Below are 16,928 nucleotides of genomic sequence, written 5' to 3'. Positions count from 1 at the left end.
AACAACTTCCAGGAAAGCACCGTCACTGTCGACAACCCGGAAGAAGGTGAGTGGAGCGAACGCATCCCCAACGAGCTTCCGGTCGACACCGCCTGGGAAGACATCTACCAGACCAGCGCCAGCAGCCTGCCGAGCAACGATGACGACGAGTGGGACTTCACTACCCGCACCTCTGTCGGCGAAAGCCTGCAAAGCCACCTGCTGTGGCAGCTCAACCTGGCGCCGATGTCCGACACCGATCGCCTGATCGCCGTCACCCTGATCGACAGCATCAACGGCCAGGGCTACCTGGAAGACACTCTCGAGGAGATCTGCGCCGGGTTCGACCCGGAGCTGGACATCGAGCTGGACGAAGTCGAAGCGGTACTGCACCGCATCCAGCAGTTCGAGCCAGCCGGCGTCGGCGCCCGCAACCTCGGCGAGTGTCTGTTGCTGCAACTGCGCCAACTGCCCGCCAGCACGCCGTGGATGACCGAAGCCAAGCGTCTGGTCAGCGACTTCATCGACCTGCTCGGCAGCCGTGACTACAGCCAGCTTATGCGGCGCATGAAAATCAAGGAAGACGAGCTGCGCCAGGTCATCGAGCTGGTGCAAAGCCTCAACCCGCGGCCTGGTTCGCAGATCGAGTCCAGCGAGCCTGAATACGTGGTGCCCGACGTGATCGTGCGCAAGGACAGCGAGCGCTGGCTGGTCGAACTGAACCAGGAGGCCATCCCGCGCCTGCGCGTCAACCCGCAATACGCAGGCTTCGTGCGCCGCGCCGACACCAGCGCCGACAACACCTTCATGCGCAACCAGCTGCAGGAGGCGCGCTGGTTCATCAAGAGCCTGCAAAGCCGCAACGAAACCCTGATGAAGGTTGCCACGCAAATCGTCGAACACCAGCGTGGTTTCCTCGACCACGGCGATGAAGCCATGAAGCCCTTGGTGCTGCATGACATCGCCGAAGCGGTGGGCATGCACGAGTCGACCATTTCGCGGGTGACCACGCAGAAATACATGCACACGCCGCGTGGCATCTACGAACTGAAATACTTTTTCTCCAGCCACGTCAGCACCTCCGAAGGCGGAGAATGCTCGTCCACAGCGATTCGCGCGATCATCAAGAAACTGGTTGCGGCGGAAAATCAGAAAAAGCCATTGAGTGACAGCAAGATCGCTGGTTTACTGGAGGCACAAGGCATCCAGGTAGCCCGTCGCACCGTCGCCAAGTACCGCGAGTCTCTCGGCATCGCACCGTCGAGCGAGCGCAAGCGACTGATGTAGCCCCTGGGATGTGCCACAGCGTTTCTGGGGCAGGTGCAAGACCTGCCTCTTTATGCACGGGCAACAAAGGAGAAGCTGTATGCAAGTCAACATCAGTGGACACCATGTAGAAGTCACCGAACCACTGCGTGAGTACGTGCTTGAAAAGCTGGCTCGCGTGGAGGGGCACTTTGACAAGATCACCAACGCCCAGGTCATCCTGAAAGTCGAGAAGCTGCAGCAGAAAGTCGAAGCGACCCTGCAGATTCCTGGCGGCGAGGTGGTTGCCAATGCCGAAGACCAAGACATGTATGCAGCGATCGACGCCATGGCCGACAAGCTCGACCGCCAATTGAAAAAACACAAGGAAAAACAGCAAAGCCTGCTGCAAGGTGCAGCTGCCCGCTGATCCCCCTCATCCATGATCCGACTTGAAACCATCCTGACCCCCGGCCGTTCACTTGTGAACGTGTCGGGCGGCAGCAAGAAGCGCGCCCTTGAAAAGGTCGCCAACGTCATCGCCGATCAAGTGCCAGAACTGGAGATGCAAGACGTCTTCGAAAAACTGGTCGCCCGGGAAAAACTCGGGTCGACCGGTTTCGGCAATGGCATTGCCATCCCGCACTGCCGGCTTGAAGGATGCTCGGCACCGGTCAGCGCCCTGCTGCACCTGGAAGCCCCTATCGATTACGACGCCATCGATGGCGCGCCGGTGGACCTGCTGTTCGTCCTGCTGGTGCCTGAAGCCGCCACCGATGCCCACCTGGAACTGCTGCGCCAGATTGCCAGCATGCTCGATCGCAAGGAGGTCCGTGATCGCCTGCGTGCGGCCACCAGCAGTGACGCCCTGTTCCAGGTTGTCCTGGACGTACAGAACGAGCACTGAACATGCGCCTGATCATCGTCAGCGGCCGGTCCGGCTCCGGCAAGAGCACCGCCCTCGATGTCCTGGAAGACAACGGTTTCTACTGTATTGACAACCTGCCCGCCGGGCTGCTGCCGCAGCTGGCGGAAAACGCACTGATCAATACCGAATTGCTGCAACCCAAGGTGGCCGTGTCTATTGACGCACGCAACCTGCCCAGCCACCTGACGCGCTTCCCGGAACTGCTTGAAGAAGCCCGTGCCCGGCACATCCAGTGCGACGTGCTGTACCTGGATGCCGACGAAGAGGTGCTGCTCAAGCGTTTCTCGGAAACCCGCCGACGCCACCCGCTGACCAACGCCGACCGCTCGCTCGCCGAAGCCATCCGCGTCGAAAGCGATTTGCTGGGGCCGATTGCAGACCTGGCCGACCTCAAGATCGACACCACCAACCTCAACCTGTACCAGTTGCGGGACTCGATCAAGCTGCGCCTGCTCAACCAACCCGAGCCCGGCACGGCGTTCCTGGTCGAGTCGTTCGGCTTCAAGCGCGGGATGCCGGTCGATGCCGACCTGGTGTTCGATGTACGCTGCCTGCCCAACCCCTACTGGAAGCCCGAGCTGCGCGAGCACTCCGGCCTTGATCAGCCGGTGGTCGACTACCTGGCTGCACAGCCCGATGTCGAAGAAATGTTCAACGACATTTCCAGCTACCTGCTCAAGTGGCTGCCCCGTTTCGCCGCCAGCAATCGCGCTTATGTGACCATCGCCATCGGCTGCACGGGTGGCCACCACCGCTCGGTGTACATCACCGAACGCCTTGGCCAGTTGCTGCAGAAATCCCTGAAAAACGTCCAGGTCCGCCACCGCGACCTCTAGCCCAAGGATCCGCCCCACCATGCCCGCCCGTGAAATCACCATCATCAACAAGCTGGGTTTGCATGCCCGGGCGGCAGCCAAGTTCGTCGGCGTTGCCGGCCGTTTTCCCTGCCAGGTGCGGGTTGGCCGTGCGCCGGACAAACTGGTGGACGGCAAGAGCATCATGGCGGTGATGATGCTCGCGGCCGGCAAGGGCACTCAGGTGCACCTGCATACCGAAGGTGACCAGGACAACGACGCCATGGACGCGCTGGTCGAGCTGATCAACAACTTCTTCGACGAAGGCGAATAACTACGTGGCTAGCAAGGCCACCCTTGTAGGAGCGGCCTTATGTCGCGAAAGGGTCGCAAAGCAGCCCCTGCAATCTGTGCATCGCTGCTGAAATCTTGGGGCCGCTGCGCGCCCCATCGCGACACAAGGCCGCTCCTACAGGCTCAGCGTCAACCTTCCGGCAGGCTGGATCAGGACATCGCCGTATCCATCACCATCATCAGGCAGAAGCCTATGCACAGCCCCAGGCTGGCCAGGTGGTGATGGCCGTTGCTGCGCGATTCGGGGATGATTTCCTGGGTCACTACCAGCAGCATTGCCCCCGCGGCGCAGGCCAGGCCCAACGGCAGCAGCAGTTCGGCGACGTTCACCAGCCACGCACAGATCACTGCGGCCACCGGCTCGACCAGGCCAGAGGCCGCGCCGATGAGAAAAGCCTTGAAACGCGGCATGCCCGCGCCAGCCAGCACCAGTGCGATCACCAGGCCTTCGGGCACGTCCTGCAAGGCGATGCCCATGGCCAGGCTGTCGGCATCGGGCATGCCACCACCCGCCGACACGCCGATGGCCATGCCTTCAGGGATATTGTGAGCAATGATGGCAATCACGAACAACCAGATGCGTGCGGCAATCACCGGCTGGTTTTCCGTACCGACCAGCGCCTCGGGCGATGCACCGGAAACCTTGAGGTCGATCAGGAACAGGCACAAGGCGCCGAACATCAGGCCGAAGCTGATCAGCCCACCTGCACCCCAGGGGCTGAAACCAATGTTCTGCGCCGCATCCAGCCCTGGGATTATCAAGGAAAACGCCGTGGCCGCCAGCATCACCCCGGCACCAAAGCCCAGCAGCGTGTCAGCCAGCGCCACCGGCATGTTGCGAATGATCAGTACCGGTACCGCGCCCAGTGCCGTACCCAACGCGCACAGTGCTCCGCCCTCCAGGGCGCGCAGCATGCGGGGTTCCAGGTCGAGCCAGGCGAGGCCCCGCGCCACCAGCAGCGCGGTGCCGGCCAGCAATAGCACAGTCCCGAGCGCCAGACGGAACAGGCGCACACTGCTGACAGACATCACCTCAGAGCGCATACCGGTCAGACTCACTTCAAGGCTTCGACATAGCGACGTTCCACTTCCGCCCAGTCAATGACGTTGTAGAAGGCACCGATGTATTCCGGGCGACGGTTCTGGTACTTGAGGTAGTAGGCGTGTTCCCACACGTCCAGGCCAAGGATCGGGGTGTTGCCGTGCATCAGCGGGCTGTCCTGGTTGCCGCTGCTCTCAACCACGAGGGTTTTCTGCGGGGTCACGCTGAGCCAGGCCCAGCCGCTGCCGAAGCGAGTCAGCGCAGCTTTTGTGAAGGCGTCCTTGAACGCGTCGAAGCCGCCCAGCTGCGCGCCGATGGCTTGTGCCACCTGACCGTGCGGTTCGCCGCCGCCCTCTGGCGACATCACCCGCCAGAACAGGCTGTGGTTGGCGTGGCCGCCACCATGGTTGGTCACCGCGCCGCGCAGGTTTTCCGGCAGTTGCTTGACCGCGCCGACCAGTTTCTCGACCGGCCATTCAGCCCATTCGGTGCCTTCGATGGCGGCGTTGAGGCCGTTGACGTAGGTCTGGTGGTGCTTGGTGTGGTGAATTTCCATGGTTTGAGCATCGATGTGCGGTTCCAGCGCATCGTAGGCGTAAGGCAATGCAGGCAAGGTGTGGGGCATGTCAGTGGATTCCGTAGGTATGGGGGCTGGGCGCCGTTTGTGCTTGGGCAGCAACGGCGCTGGCCCCGGCGCTGTGACGGTTGAGCAGGCGCGCGGTACGCGGGTACTGGCCATACTCGGCGATGAAACTCAGCAATTCGGTGTAGGTGCGCCCGCTGTGGCGCAGGGCCGCATCGCGCAGGCCCTGGGGCAAACGCGCTTCCTGACTGGCCTGAAGCAGCCGCTGGTGAGCCGCGCAGAGGTAGTCGGCGCTTTCGTGTGGCTGGTTAAGGCGCAGATGCAGGTCGGCGAGGTTGTGGTGGGCAATGACGAAAGCGGCCACCGCCTCGTCCACGTCATTCCAGCGCTCGAACAGCACCTGGGCCAGCGCCAGGGCTTGCAGGTAGTGTTCCCGGGCATCCACCAGCTGGCCTTGTTCAAACAGGCGGTTGGCGATTTCGGTGGTGCGTTTCCAGTACTGCATGACGTTTCTCCTGCGGGCATTGACGCCCGGTCAGATGCCGCCGGCGGTGAGTTTTTCCGGATCCAGCAGCGCTTCCAGCTGGGCGCGCGACAGGTCAGTGTGCTCCAGCGCCACATCAATGACCGGGCGGCCCTGCTTGTAGGCGGTCTTGGCGATTTCAGCGGCCTTCAGGTAGCCAATGATCGGGTTCAGCGCGGTGACCAGGATCGGGTTGCGGGCCAAGGCTTCCTTGAGCTTGCCTTCATTGACCTTGAAGCTGGCGATGGCCTTGTCGGCCAGCAGCCGACTGACGTTGGCCATCAGCTCGATGCTTTCCAGCAGGTTGCGGGCGATGACCGGCAGCATCACGTTCAGCTCGAAGTTGCCTGACTGGCCGGCGATGGCGATGGTTGCGTCGTTGCCGATCACCTGGGCGGCAACCATGGCGGTGGCCTCCGGAATCACCGGGTTGACCTTGCCTGGCATGATCGACGAGCCCGGCTGCAGGCCTTGCAGCTCGATTTCGCCCAGACCGGCCAGTGGGCCGGAGTTCATCCAGCGCAGGTCGTTGGCGATCTTCATCAGCGCCACGGCGGTGGTCTTGAGCTGGCCGGACAGGGCCACGGCGGTGTCCTGCGAGCCGATCAGGGCGAACAGGTTCTGCCCGGGGGTGAACTCGACCTTGCTCAGGCCGCTGAGTTGACGGGCAAAACCGGCTGCGAACTGCGGGTGGGCGTTGATGCCGGTACCCACGGCTGTGCCGCCCTGAGCCAACGTCTGCAGGCTCGGCAAAGTGGCTTCGATATGCGCTTTGGCGCCGTTGATTTGCGCTGCCCAGCCATCCAGTACCTGGCTCATGCGTACCGGCATGGCGTCCATCAGGTGCGTACGACCGGTCTTCACATACCGATGCACTTGCGCCGACTTGGTCTCGATCACCTGTATCAGGTAGGCCAGGGCCGGCAACAACTGCTCGTGCAGGGCCAGCGCGGCGCTGACATGGATGGTGGTCGGGATGATGTCGTTGCTGCTCTGGCCACAGTTGACGTGGTCATTGGCGTTGACCGTCTCACCCAGCACGCGGGTTGCCAGGGTGGCGATGACTTCGTTGGCGTTCATGTTCGAGCTGGTGCCGGAACCTGTCTGGAACACGTCCACCGGGAAGTGCTGGATGAAGTCGCCCGCCAGCAGTTGCTCCACGGCCTTGACGATGGCCAGGCCCTGCGCAGCCGACAGTTGCTCCAGCTCGACGTTGGCCTTGGCCGCGGCAGCCTTGGCCAGCAACAGCGCACGAATGAACTGGGCCGGCATGCGCTGGCCGCTGATCGGGAAGTTGTCGACCGCGCGCTGGGTCTGGGCGCCGTACAGGGCCTGGGCCGGCACCTGCAGTTCACCCATGCTGTCACGCTCGATACGGGTATCACTCATCATCAAATCCTTGCATCAGTTCATCGGGAGAAATCGACGGCAGCAGGCGGCAACTAGCCAATTGCAGGGCATAGGGCTGCCAGCGCTGGTTGTTTTCCTGGCGGTCGAGGTTGCGCAGGTCCAGCAAAGGGCGCCAGGCCTGGTCAAGGCACAGGCAGCGCCAATGCCAGGGCAGCATGCGGTCGCAGGCGGTATCCAGCAGCAGGCGGAAGGATGTCAGCGCCACCGTCCATGGCGAGGTGTCGGTGCAGCACACCAGGTAGCGGCCTTCGGCCAGGTAGTGCTCGATCAGGCGCGGCTCGTCGGGTTCGAGGGCGCATCGGATGCGACGGCTGAGCCAGCGCCAGTTTTCCAGGTAGGGGAGTTCGCGGAGGACGGGTTTCATGAACATCATCGCCGGGCTACTGGGTAATGATATTCATTATTAAGTGATAAACAGAATCACTTCAAGAAAAACGTGGTGAAAAAAAACCCGGCGCGAGGGCCGGGTCTTGGCAGGTTTGCTGAAGATCAGCTTCCTGCAACCGTCATCCGCTCGATAAGCACCGAGCCAGTATGAATATTGCTACGAGTTTCAAGATCACTGCCAATCGCCACAATCTGCTGGAACATGTCCTTCATATTGCCGGCAATGGTGACTTCCTGCACTGCGTGCTGGATCTCGCCATTCTCGACCCAGAACCCTGCTGCACCACGGGAGTAGTCACCCGTCACCATGTTCAGCCCGTGACCCATCAGCTCTGTCACTAACAGCCCGCGGCCCATGCGGCGGATCAGCGCTGCCTGGTCTTCCACGCCATGGCTGACGAACAAGTTGTGCACGCCGCCCGAGTTGGCCGTGCTTGGCAACCCCAGCTTGCGCCCGGAATAGGTACCCAACAGGTACGACACCAGCTCGCCTTTGTCGACGAACGGTTTGGCATAGGTGGCCAGGCCATCACCGTCGAACGCAGCGCTGCCGAGTGCGCGAGGGATGTGCGGGCGCTCGTCCAGGGTCAGCCAGGTGGGGAACAGGCGCTGGCCAATGGTACCCTCCAGGAACGACGATTTACGGTACAGGTTGCCGCCGGAAATGGCCGACAGGAAGCTGCCGAACAAGCCACCGGCGAGCTCGGCAGAAAACAGTACCGGCACCTCGCACGTGGGTACCGGGCGGGCGCCCAGGCGGCTGGCGGCACGCTGGGCCGCGCGCACGCCAATGCTACGCGGGTCGGCCAGCAGGTCGCCCTGGCGGTTCACGTCGTACCAGTAGTCACGCTGCATCTGGCCGTCGCCTTCGGCAATCATCACGCAGCTGAGGCTGTGCCGGGTCGAGGCGTAGGCACCGATGAAACCGTGGCTGTTGCCATACACGCGGCAGCCCTGGTGGGTATTGAGGGTAGTGCCGTCCGCGTTGAGGATGCGCGGGTCGGCATCGAACGCCGCCGCTTCGCAGGCGAGGGCCATCTCGATGGCCTTCTCGGGCTCGATGTCCCAGTCGTGATACAGGTCCAGGTCGGGGATTTCACGGGCCATCAGCGCCGCGTCGGCCAGGCCCGAGCATTCGTCCTCGGAGGTGTGCTTGGCAATCGCCAAGGCAGCGGCGACGGTTTCGCGGATCGCTTCCGGGCCACTGGCCGAAGTGCTGGCCGAGCCTTTGCGCTGGCCGACATACAGGGTGATGCCAAAGCCCTGGTCGCGGTTGAACTCGACCGTTTCGACCTCACGCTGGCGTACCGTGGTGGACAGGCCCTGCTCCAGTGACACCGCCACTTCGCAGGCACTGGCCCCCTGGCGGCGCGCTTCGGCGATGATCGCCTCGACCTGCTCCTGCAATGCTGGCAGGTCCTTGGGACCTACGCTCTGGACTGCACTCATGGTTCTCTCCACTCAAATTCTGCGTTCGGCGAGGGTCATTCTACGACCGGGCCGGACAAGCGGCCCCCGACTGGTTATCATGGCGGCGATTTCTAGCGGACTGCCACCATGGTTGATTCAAACGACGACGCCTTCGACGGCGAAAAAAGCAAAACCCAGATCAAGCGCGAACTGCATGAGCTGGTCGAACTCGGTGAGCGCCTGACTACGCTCAAGGCCGATACCCTCGCCCGCCTGCCGTTGACCGACGAGCTGCGCAAGGCCTTGGCCGAGGCCAGCAAGCACACCGCTCACGGTGCCCGCAAACGCCACATGTCGTTCGTCGGCAAGCTGATGCGCGTGCAGGACCTGGAAGCCATCCACGCCCTGCTCGAGCAGATGGACAGTTCGAGCCGCCAGTACAACGAGCGTTTCCACGGCCTGGAGCGCTGGCGCGACCGGCTGATCGACGGTAACGACGAAGACCTCGAGCGCTTCGTCAAAGAATACCCCGACACCGACCGCCAGCAGCTGCGCTCGCTGGTGCGCCATGCCCAGCACGAGAAGGCGCGGAACAAGCCGCCCGCCGCCGCACGCAAGATGTTCAAGTACATCCGCGACCTCGACGAGATGCAGCGCGGCTTGCGCTGATCGCACAGCGGCCTGTGGGCTTGGGCTTGCCCACCCCACAGGCCCGCGCCGCCATCAAGCCCCGGTACCGCCCACGGTAATCGCATCCAGCTTCAAGGTTGGCTGCCCTACCCCGACCGGGACCGACTGCCCGTCCTTGCCGCAAGTCCCTACCCCGCTGTCCAGCGCCAGGTCGTTGCCCACCATCGACACCCGGCTCATCGCCTCCGGGCCATTGCCGATCAGGGTCGCGCCTTTTACCGGTGCGGTAATCTTGCCGTCTTCGATCAGGTAAGCCTCACTGGTCGAGAACACGAACTTGCCGCTGGTGATGTCCACCTGGCCACCCCCGAGGTTGGCGCAGTAGATGCCTTTCTTCACTGACGCGATGATTTCCTGCGGGTCGCTTTCGCCAGCACGCATGTAGGTGTTGGTCATGCGCGGCATCGGCAGGTGCGCGTAGGACTCACGCCGGCCGTTGCCGGTGACCGCCATGCCCATCAGGCGGGCGTTGAGCTTGTCCTGCATGTAGCCCTTGAGCACGCCGTTCTCGATCAGCGTGGTGCACTCGGTCGGGGTGCCTTCGTCGTCCACGCTCAGCGAGCCACGGCGGCCCTCGAGGGTGCCATCGTCGACGATGGTGCACAGGCTCGATGCCACTTTCTCGCCAATGCGGCCGCTGAATGCCGAACTGCCCTTGCGGTTGAAGTCGCCTTCCAGGCCGTGGCCGACAGCCTCGTGCAGCAGCACGCCCGACCAGCCAGAGCCGAGCACTACAGGCAAGGTACCGGCAGGTGCAGGGATTGCCTCCAGGTTCACCAGGGCCTGGCGCAGCGCCTCACGGGCATAGCCCATTACCCGTTCTTCGGTGAAAAACCGGTAATCGGTACGCCCGCCACCGCCCTGCCCGCCGCGCTCGCGACGGCCATTCTGCTCGACGATGACGCTCACGTTGAAGCGCACCAGCGGGCGCACGTCGGCGGCCAGGCTGCCGTCCGCCGCAGCGATCAGGATGCGCTCCCAGACCCCGGCCATGCTTACGCTGACCTGCTGGATGCGGGGGTCCAGGGCACGGGTGGCGACATCGACACGCTTGAGCAGTTCTACCTTCTCGGCACGGCTGAGTACATCGAGCGGGTTGTCGGCGGCATACAGCGCGGGCACTTCCTGGCTACGGAATGCCTGCACACTGCCGTTCTGCCCCGCACGGGAAATCGACCGGGCAGCGCGGGCCGCCGAGGTCAGAGCTTCGAGGTTGATCGCATTGCTGTAGGCGAAACCGGTCTTTTCACCGGACTGGGCACGCACGCCCACGCCTTGATCGAGGTTGAAACTGCCCTCTTTGACAATACCGTCTTCCAGCGCCCAGGTTTCCGAGATCTGGCCCTGGAAGTACAGGTCAGCGGCATCGATGCCGGGGCCGGCCAACTCACCCAGCACGCTCTGCAGGCTGTCCAGGGTCAAGCCGCCTGGTGCCAGGAGCTGCTCACTGACGGTGGATAACATCTGGCTCATAGTCACTCCGAGGTGTGCGCAGGCCGCAATGCGTCCTGCGAGAAAAAGCGCCGGTGCAATACCACCGGCATGCGCGCCCGGATGGACGCTTGTTCATCTGTATTGCGCTCGGCAAGCAGTACCGCTTCGCCGTGCGCCTGTTGCGCGACAATCCGCCCCCAGGGGTCGACAATCGCCGCATGGCCATGAGTTTCCCGTGGGCCAGGGTGGGTGCCTCCCTGCGCCGCAGCCAGCAGGTAGCACTGGGTTTCGATAGCTCGGGCGCGCACCAGTACGTCCCAGTGCGCCGCGCCCGTCACTGCGGTAAACGCAGCTGGGGCCGTTATCAGCTCTGCCCCAGCGGCCCGCAGCGCGGTGTACAGCTCGGGGAAGCGCAAGTCGTAGCAAACGCTCAGCCCCAGCTTGCCAATCGGTGTTTGCGCCACCACCACCTGGGCGCCATGGGCGTAATCATCCGACTCGCGGTAGCGGCCACGGTTGTCGGTAACGTCCACGTCGAACAGGTGCAACTTGTCATACCGTGCCACTACCTCACCGTGTTCGTCGATCAGCAGCGAGCAGGCATGGGCCTTGGCCTCGGGCTGGCCGACCGGTGGCAATGGCAAGGTGCCGGCGACAATCCATAACCTGAGGTCGCGAGCAGTGCGTTTCAACCATGGCAGGATCGGCCCGTCACCCATTGCTTCGGCGCGGCCTATGGCGGCGGCGTCCTTGCGGCCCATGGCGGCGAAGTTTTCCGGCAGCACCGCCAGCCGCGCCCCTCCGAGCGCGGCCTGCTCCAGCAGGGCAGCGGCGCGCTGCAGGTTGGCCAGCACATCGTCCTGGCTGACCATCTGGATTACCGCTGCCTTCATGGGCACTCCTAGCGGGATTTCTCGAAAGGTTTCACAAAGGTGATTCTAGGCTCTTTCCACGGGCCTTCGACACGGTAATTCACGCTGGCAAAGCGCGATACACGGTCACCGATCAGCCGGTCGACCAGGAACAACGCCCCGCCGATGGCCGGGGCGCCGACAATCAGCGCGGCCAGCGGCAGGTTGTTGGTCACCGGCAGGCTCACCTGCAGGTTGGCGGCGACCCGGTCACGCACCATGTCCAGGGTGCCTTCGAGTTCGAAACTGCTCGAAGGGCCGGTCATGGTGATCGGCTCGCGGGTCACGTAGACGCCATTGCTGGCCACCAGCAGGCCCTTGACCCGGTCATAGGCCAGGCCTTTGTCGAACAGGTCGGAGAAGTCCAGGCGCAGGCGCCGGCCAATCGAGTTGAAGTTGAGCAGGCCGAACACCCGCAAGGCCTGGGCACTGCCTTCTACCTCGACGAACTGGCCACTGCGCAGTGCCGCGTCCATGCTCCCGGAGAAGCGCTTGAGGCCCACCGCAGCAGGCGAACCCGGCCACCGGCCATCCACATCCAGGCGGAAGTCACGGCTGGTCACGGTCGGCGCAAAGCCCCAGGCCTTGAGCACGTCTGCCAGGTTCTTGCCGTCCAGGCGCCCTTTGTACCAGCTGCTGGTATCGCCCACCTGGCCTTCCCAGCCACCACCGCCATCAATGCGCAGGCCCTTGAAGTCGAGATCGATATCGCTGGCAGTGACACCCCGGGTGGTCGGCCGCAGTTTGACCGACGCGCTGCCGAACAGGTCATCACCGCGGTACAGCTTGTCGATGCTCAAATCCAGTGCCGGCACCTTGCGCGGGTCGAAACTGGCCAGTGGATCCGGGCCGTCCTCGGCCTGCTTTTCAGCAGGCGTGGCGGCAGGCAGGCGCAAGGTCTGCATGCGCACGACCATGGGCGCGCCCTTGGCATCGGGCACCCGGGCATTGCCGATGACTTCCTTGCTGTCGAGCCGCAGGTCCCAGGCCGAGCCGCCACGGGCCAGGCGCACCACGGCCTGGTTCAGGTCCATGCCAAAGGCTTTCAGCTGGCCGATGCTCAGGTCGACGCTTTGCAGGTTCTGCCGTGCACTGCCGCCCGGGTCATCGCCGGCCAGGCGCGCCGCCTGTTCCTGCCACGGCGCCAGGTCCAGCGCGTCCAGGTGCCCGCGTACACGCAGGCCTTGCCCGGCCGGCACCTGGGCGTCACCGGTACCCAGCAACAGTTCGCCACGGCCCTGGGCCAGCTTGTCTGATGGCGCGGCGTAGGCGAAGCGGGCCAGGTCGGCGTAGGCGCCATCGAAGCGCCGCTCCGGCCCCTGCAGGCTCATGCTGAAACGGCTGTCACGGGTATCCGCTGCGGCCTTGCCGAACGGCGCAGGCAAGTCGATGGCCAGGCCCTTGAGGCTGGAGTTGACGCTCAGCCGGTTGTCGCGGCTGCCCAGGCTCAGTTGCAGCTGATAGGGCAGGTCGCCGGACGCTGGCAGGGCCTGGTTGAACTGCAGCCATTCGGTGAGTGCCTTGAGCGACACCTGGCCATTGGCGTCAATGCGCGTCTGCATTTGCCCGTCCTGCCCCTCGGCCGTGATTTGCGCCGTCACAGGCTTGCCGAACGCCTGCAGACTGATCCCCTTGCCACTCAGGCCCTTGTCGAAATCGAACTTGAAGTCACCCTTCAGGCGGCTCAACTCAAGAGTTGGCGGCGCCACCTTGAGGCGCGCATCTGCGGTGGCGAAATCCACCTGCACCTTGGGTCGCTGCCCGTGGGCCAGGGGGATATCGAGCTTGACCTTGCCCTTGAGCGGCCCCTCGCCCTCCCAGCCGGCAAAGATCTCGCCGGTGCCGATGGGCGCCTCCTTGAGAATCTTCAGGCCATCGCCCAGGCTGCCGTCGAAGTTGCCATCCAGGTACAGGTGGCTGTGCTGGTCACCCTCGGCGTGGGGGATGTCGACATTGACGTCGCTGACCTTGGTGTCCAGCAGCACGCCACGCTGGGCCTTGACCCGCACACCGCTGTCCTCGATGAACACGTCGCCATCCACATGCTGGACCTGCGGCCAGCCAGGCTGGAAGTCCAGGGCCGCGTCCCGCACCTTGAAGAACAGGCTGATGCTGCGGGCTTCCGGCGTGGCACCATGGTTCAGCGAGCCCTGGTACTGGAAGTAGCCTTCGTCCACCGTGCCTTTGACGATGGCGCTGCGCAGCCATTCGTCCAGGGCCGGGCTGAGTACTTCGGGCAGGTACTTGGCGGTGTAGCGGCCATCGCCCTCGGTGAGGCCGACGCGCAGGTCCATGTAGTCTTCGCGACCCTCCTCGAACAGCAGGCGGATCAAGAAGTCACCGGCAATCTTGCCCTCCTCGCCCAGCACCTTGAGGTAGGGCGCGACCAAGGTGAAGCCGTCCTTGTCCAGGGCATAGGTCAGCCGCGCATTGGCCTTCAGGTAGTGCCAGGGTTTGGCGAAGATCGGGTACAAGTGCAGCATGAACGCATCGGTGTCCAGGCGCAGCTCGCCATGGCCCAGGTCGCCGCTGATGCTGCCGCTGACGTTCCCCGCCGCCGGGGCCCCGTGATAGGCGTCGAAACCGACCGCCTCCAGGTTGGTTTCGAACTGCAGCCGCTGGTCACCTTCAGCCTTGGGCCGCGCCTCCAGGCGCACATTGCGCAAGGCCCCGGTCACGTTCAGGCCATCGACGACTGCCATGACCTTGTCCGGCAAGGGCGCCAGGGCATTGATCAACGGGGTCAATGGGGTAAGGTCGAGCCGGTCGGCTTGCACTCGCCAGCTTTCATCGGCTGCATTCTCGCCAGCGCGCTGCTGCAACTGCAGGTGCGACTCCCAGCGGGTCTTGCCGATATCCATGGCCAGCGAGTCGACCACTACGTCGAAGCCCTGATCCTCGCGCTGGAACCACGCCCCCAGGGCCAGATTGGCGAGCTTGGCAGGCTTGCGCCCGGCATAGGCACCCTGCAGCTCGGGTGCATTGAGCCGCACCACGGCACGTTGCAACTGCTCATTGCCCCAGTCGACCCAGATTTCGCCGCCGGCGTGCAGGGCGTTGGCCTGCCACTGCCCCAGCAGGCTGGGTGGCAACCAGCGTGCCCAGTCACTTTGCGGCAGGCTCAGGTAGGCTTCGACCTGGGCCTCACGCCACGCCTCGGCCGATGCACGGCTGCGCAGGTTCAGCGCCAGCGGCTGGCCATCGGGCAATGTCGCACGCAGGTCCAGTGCCTGGCGCGAGGCGCCGGCCTGCAGGCCGGCGCTGACATAGGTAAGGGTCAGCGGATCGCGCTGCCAAGGGTGCAGGGTGACCTGGCTGTCGAACACATCGATGCGCCCCAGCTGGCGCATGCGCTGCAACAACTGGGCAGGGTCGAGCGGCGCGTCATCCTGCTTCGGCAGCCCTTCGAGCTGCCAGGCGCCCTGCTCGTTTTCGCGCAGGATCAGCTGCAGGCCGCCCAGCTGGATGCGCGCCAGGCGCACTTCGCGGGCAGTGAGGCTGGCCCACACGTCGGGCACCAGCATGACATCGTCCAGACGTAGCGCCGTGGCGCCCTCGCCCAATTGCAGGTCGCGCACCCGCAGCACCGGCGCCAGCCCACTCCAGTGCCCCTCCAGGGCACCGACATGCACTGGCAGGCCCAGTGCCTGCCCAGCCTTGCTTTCCACATCGGCGCGGTACTCGGCCACCAGTGGCACCAGTTCGCGGCCGAGGCTGACATACAGCGCCACCAATACCGCCAGCAGGGCGCAAATACCCAGCCCCCAGCGGGTCAAGGCGACAAGAACGCGGGTCAGACGTCCCATGGCCATGGCCCTCCAAGTCGTATATCCATGATGGCCCGCGGTGCCGGTTTTGCCAGCCCGAACCCGCCGCAGCGCAGGTCAGGAAGCCTCAGAGCAGCACCACGTCATATTGTTCCTGCGAATACATCGACTCGACCTGGAAGCGAATGGTTCGCCCGATGAAGGTTTCCAGCTCTGCCACGTTGCCGGATTCTTCATCCAGCAGGCGGTCGACCACCTTCTGGTTGGCCAGCACACGGTAACCTTCGGCCTGGTAGGCACGGGCCTCACGAAGGATCTCGCGGAAAATTTCGTAACAGATGGTCTCGGGGGTTTTCAGCTTGCCGCGGCCCTGGCAGCCCGGGCACGGCTCGCACAGCACCTGCTCAAGGCTTTCACGCGTGCGCTTGCGGGTCATCTGCACCAGGCCCAGTTCGGTAATACCGATGATGTTGGTCTTGGCGTGGTCGCGTTCCAGCTGCTTTTCCAGGGTGCGCAGCACCTGACGCTGGTGCTCTTCATCTTCCATGTCGATAAAGTCGATGATGATGATGCCGCCGATGTTGCGCAGGCGCAGCTGCCGGGCAATGGCGGTGGCAGCCTCGAGGTTGGTCTTGAAGATGGTCTCCTCAAGGTTGCGATGGCCGACGAATGCACCGGTGTTGACGTCGATGGTGGTCATCGCTTCGGCCGGGTCGACCACCAGGTAACCACCGGACTTCAGCGGCACCTTGCGTTCCAGGGCACGCTGGATCTCGTCTTCGACGCCGTACAGATCGAAGATCGGCCGCTCGCCGGGGTAGTGTTCGAGGCGATCGGCAATTTCCGGCATCAGTTCGCCGACGAACTGCGTGGTCTTCTGGAAGGTTTCCCGCGAGTCGATGCGTATTTTCTCGATCTTCGGGTTGACCAGGTCACGCAGGGTGCGCAGGGCCAGGCCGAGGTCTTCGTAGATGACCGTGGGCGCACCGCAGGTCTGGATCTGGGTGCCGATCTGCTCCCACAGGCGGCGCAGATAGCGGATGTCCTGCAGGATCTCCTCGGCACGCGCGCCTTCGGCGGCAGTACGCAGGATGAAACCGCCGGCATCCTTGATGTTCTCGCTGTCCATGCAGTTGCTGACCACCTGCTTGAGGCGGTCCCGCTCGGCTTCGTCCTCGATCTTCAGCGAAATACCGACATGGCTGCTGCGCGGCATGTACACCAGGTAGCGCGACGGAATCGACAGCTGGGTGGTCAGGCGCGCGCCCTTGGTGCCGATCGGGTCCTTGGTCACCTGCACCACCAGTGCCTGGCCCTCGTGCACCAGGGCGGTGATGTTCTCTACTGCCGAGCCTTCGCGCTGGGAAATTTCCGACGCATGGATGAACGCCGCGCGCTCCAGGCCGATGTCGACGAAGGCCGCCTGCATGCCCGGAAGCACCCGCACCACCTTGCCCTTGTAGATATTGCC

16 protein-coding genes are annotated in these 16,928 nt (G+C 63.9%); 6 read left to right on the top strand and 10 right to left on the bottom strand.

Going from position 1 to position 16,928, the window contains the following annotated elements:
• From HP547_RS16765 to HP547_RS16745, 5 genes are all read left to right on the top strand, one after another.
• Positions 1–1,266: RNA polymerase factor sigma-54 (locus tag HP547_RS16765; RefSeq protein ID WP_172286876.1), on the top strand; the 1,266-nt coding region annotated here is incomplete at its 5' end.
• Positions 1,267–1,345: 79 nt separating this feature from the next.
• Positions 1,346–1,654, top strand: coding sequence for a ribosome hibernation-promoting factor, HPF/YfiA family (gene hpf, locus HP547_RS16760; protein ID WP_172232868.1), 309 nt, complete (start codon positions 1,346–1,348; stop codon positions 1,652–1,654).
• 12 nt (positions 1,655–1,666) lie between these two features.
• The gene (gene ptsN, locus HP547_RS16755) at positions 1,667–2,131 is read left to right on the top strand and encodes a PTS IIA-like nitrogen regulatory protein PtsN (RefSeq protein WP_172286875.1); all 465 of its coding nucleotides are present in this window, start codon (positions 1,667–1,669) and stop codon (positions 2,129–2,131) included.
• 2 nt (positions 2,132–2,133) lie between these two features.
• Positions 2,134–2,988, top strand: a complete 855-nt coding sequence (gene rapZ / locus HP547_RS16750) for an RNase adapter RapZ (protein ID WP_172232862.1) — start codon at positions 2,134–2,136, stop codon at positions 2,986–2,988.
• A 19-nt stretch (positions 2,989–3,007) separates the two neighbouring features.
• Positions 3,008–3,280 (top strand): HPr family phosphocarrier protein, encoded by a 273-nt coding sequence (locus tag HP547_RS16745; protein ID WP_086979053.1) that lies wholly within the window; start codon positions 3,008–3,010, stop codon positions 3,278–3,280.
• 170 nt (positions 3,281–3,450) lie between these two features.
• Here HP547_RS16745 and HP547_RS16740 read toward each other — a convergent pair whose 3' ends face one another.
• The 6 genes from HP547_RS16740 to pmbA form a co-directional block, all read right to left on the bottom strand.
• Positions 3,451–4,344 carry a ZIP family metal transporter gene (locus HP547_RS16740; protein WP_172286877.1) on the bottom strand — a complete coding sequence of 298 codons (894 nt, stop codon included), beginning with the start codon at positions 4,342–4,344 and terminating at the stop codon, positions 3,451–3,453.
• An 11-nt stretch (positions 4,345–4,355) separates the two neighbouring features.
• Positions 4,356–4,967 (bottom strand): superoxide dismutase, encoded by a 612-nt coding sequence (locus HP547_RS16735; RefSeq protein ID WP_172286874.1) that lies wholly within the window; start codon positions 4,965–4,967, stop codon positions 4,356–4,358.
• Between the two features lies 1 nt (position 4,968).
• Positions 4,969–5,430, bottom strand: a complete 462-nt coding sequence (locus tag HP547_RS16730) for a hypothetical protein (protein ID WP_172230308.1) — start codon at positions 5,428–5,430, stop codon at positions 4,969–4,971.
• A gap of 30 nt (positions 5,431–5,460) precedes the next feature.
• Positions 5,461–6,837 carry a lyase family protein gene (locus HP547_RS16725; RefSeq protein ID WP_172286873.1) on the bottom strand — a complete coding sequence of 459 codons (1,377 nt, stop codon included), beginning with the start codon at positions 6,835–6,837 and terminating at the stop codon, positions 5,461–5,463.
• Positions 6,830–7,231, bottom strand: a complete 402-nt coding sequence (locus HP547_RS16720) for a FagA protein (protein WP_172286872.1) — start codon at positions 7,229–7,231, stop codon at positions 6,830–6,832. Before HP547_RS16720 ends, HP547_RS16725 begins: the two co-directional genes overlap by 8 nt.
• 116 nt (positions 7,232–7,347) lie before the next feature.
• Positions 7,348–8,694: a metalloprotease PmbA gene (gene pmbA / locus HP547_RS16715; RefSeq protein ID WP_172230299.1), complete on the bottom strand. Its 1,347-nt coding sequence runs from the start codon at positions 8,692–8,694 to the stop codon at positions 7,348–7,350.
• A gap of 108 nt (positions 8,695–8,802) precedes the next feature.
• On the opposite strand from pmbA, the gene yjgA reads away from it, so the two are divergent.
• A complete protein-coding gene (yjgA, locus tag HP547_RS16710) occupies positions 8,803–9,324 on the top strand; it encodes a ribosome biogenesis factor YjgA (RefSeq protein ID WP_172230296.1) in 522 nt (173 codons plus the stop codon).
• Positions 9,325–9,378: 54 nt separating this feature from the next.
• Here yjgA and tldD read toward each other — a convergent pair whose 3' ends face one another.
• From tldD to rng, 4 genes are all read right to left on the bottom strand, one after another.
• The gene (gene tldD / locus HP547_RS16705; RefSeq protein WP_172286871.1) at positions 9,379–10,818 is read right to left on the bottom strand and encodes a metalloprotease TldD; all 1,440 of its coding nucleotides are present in this window, start codon (positions 10,816–10,818) and stop codon (positions 9,379–9,381) included.
• A 2-nt stretch (positions 10,819–10,820) separates the two neighbouring features.
• Positions 10,821–11,672: a carbon-nitrogen hydrolase family protein gene (locus tag HP547_RS16700; RefSeq protein WP_172286870.1), complete on the bottom strand. Its 852-nt coding sequence runs from the start codon at positions 11,670–11,672 to the stop codon at positions 10,821–10,823.
• 8 nt (positions 11,673–11,680) lie between these two features.
• Entirely contained in the window at positions 11,681–15,502 is a 3,822-nt protein-coding gene (locus HP547_RS16695; protein ID WP_172286869.1) for a YhdP family protein, read from the bottom strand.
• Positions 15,503–15,584: 82 nt separating this feature from the next.
• Positions 15,585–16,928 (bottom strand): ribonuclease G (rng, locus tag HP547_RS16690; RefSeq protein WP_172286868.1); only part of this gene is annotated, 1,344 nt, incomplete at its 5' end.

The sequence above is a fragment of the Pseudomonas sp. CM27 genome (genome assembly GCF_013179515.1).
Classification (GTDB): Bacteria; Pseudomonadota; Gammaproteobacteria; order Pseudomonadales; family Pseudomonadaceae; genus Aquipseudomonas.
Note: the sequence above shows the minus strand (reverse complement) of the source record. Positions and strands in the feature narration are given on the sequence as shown.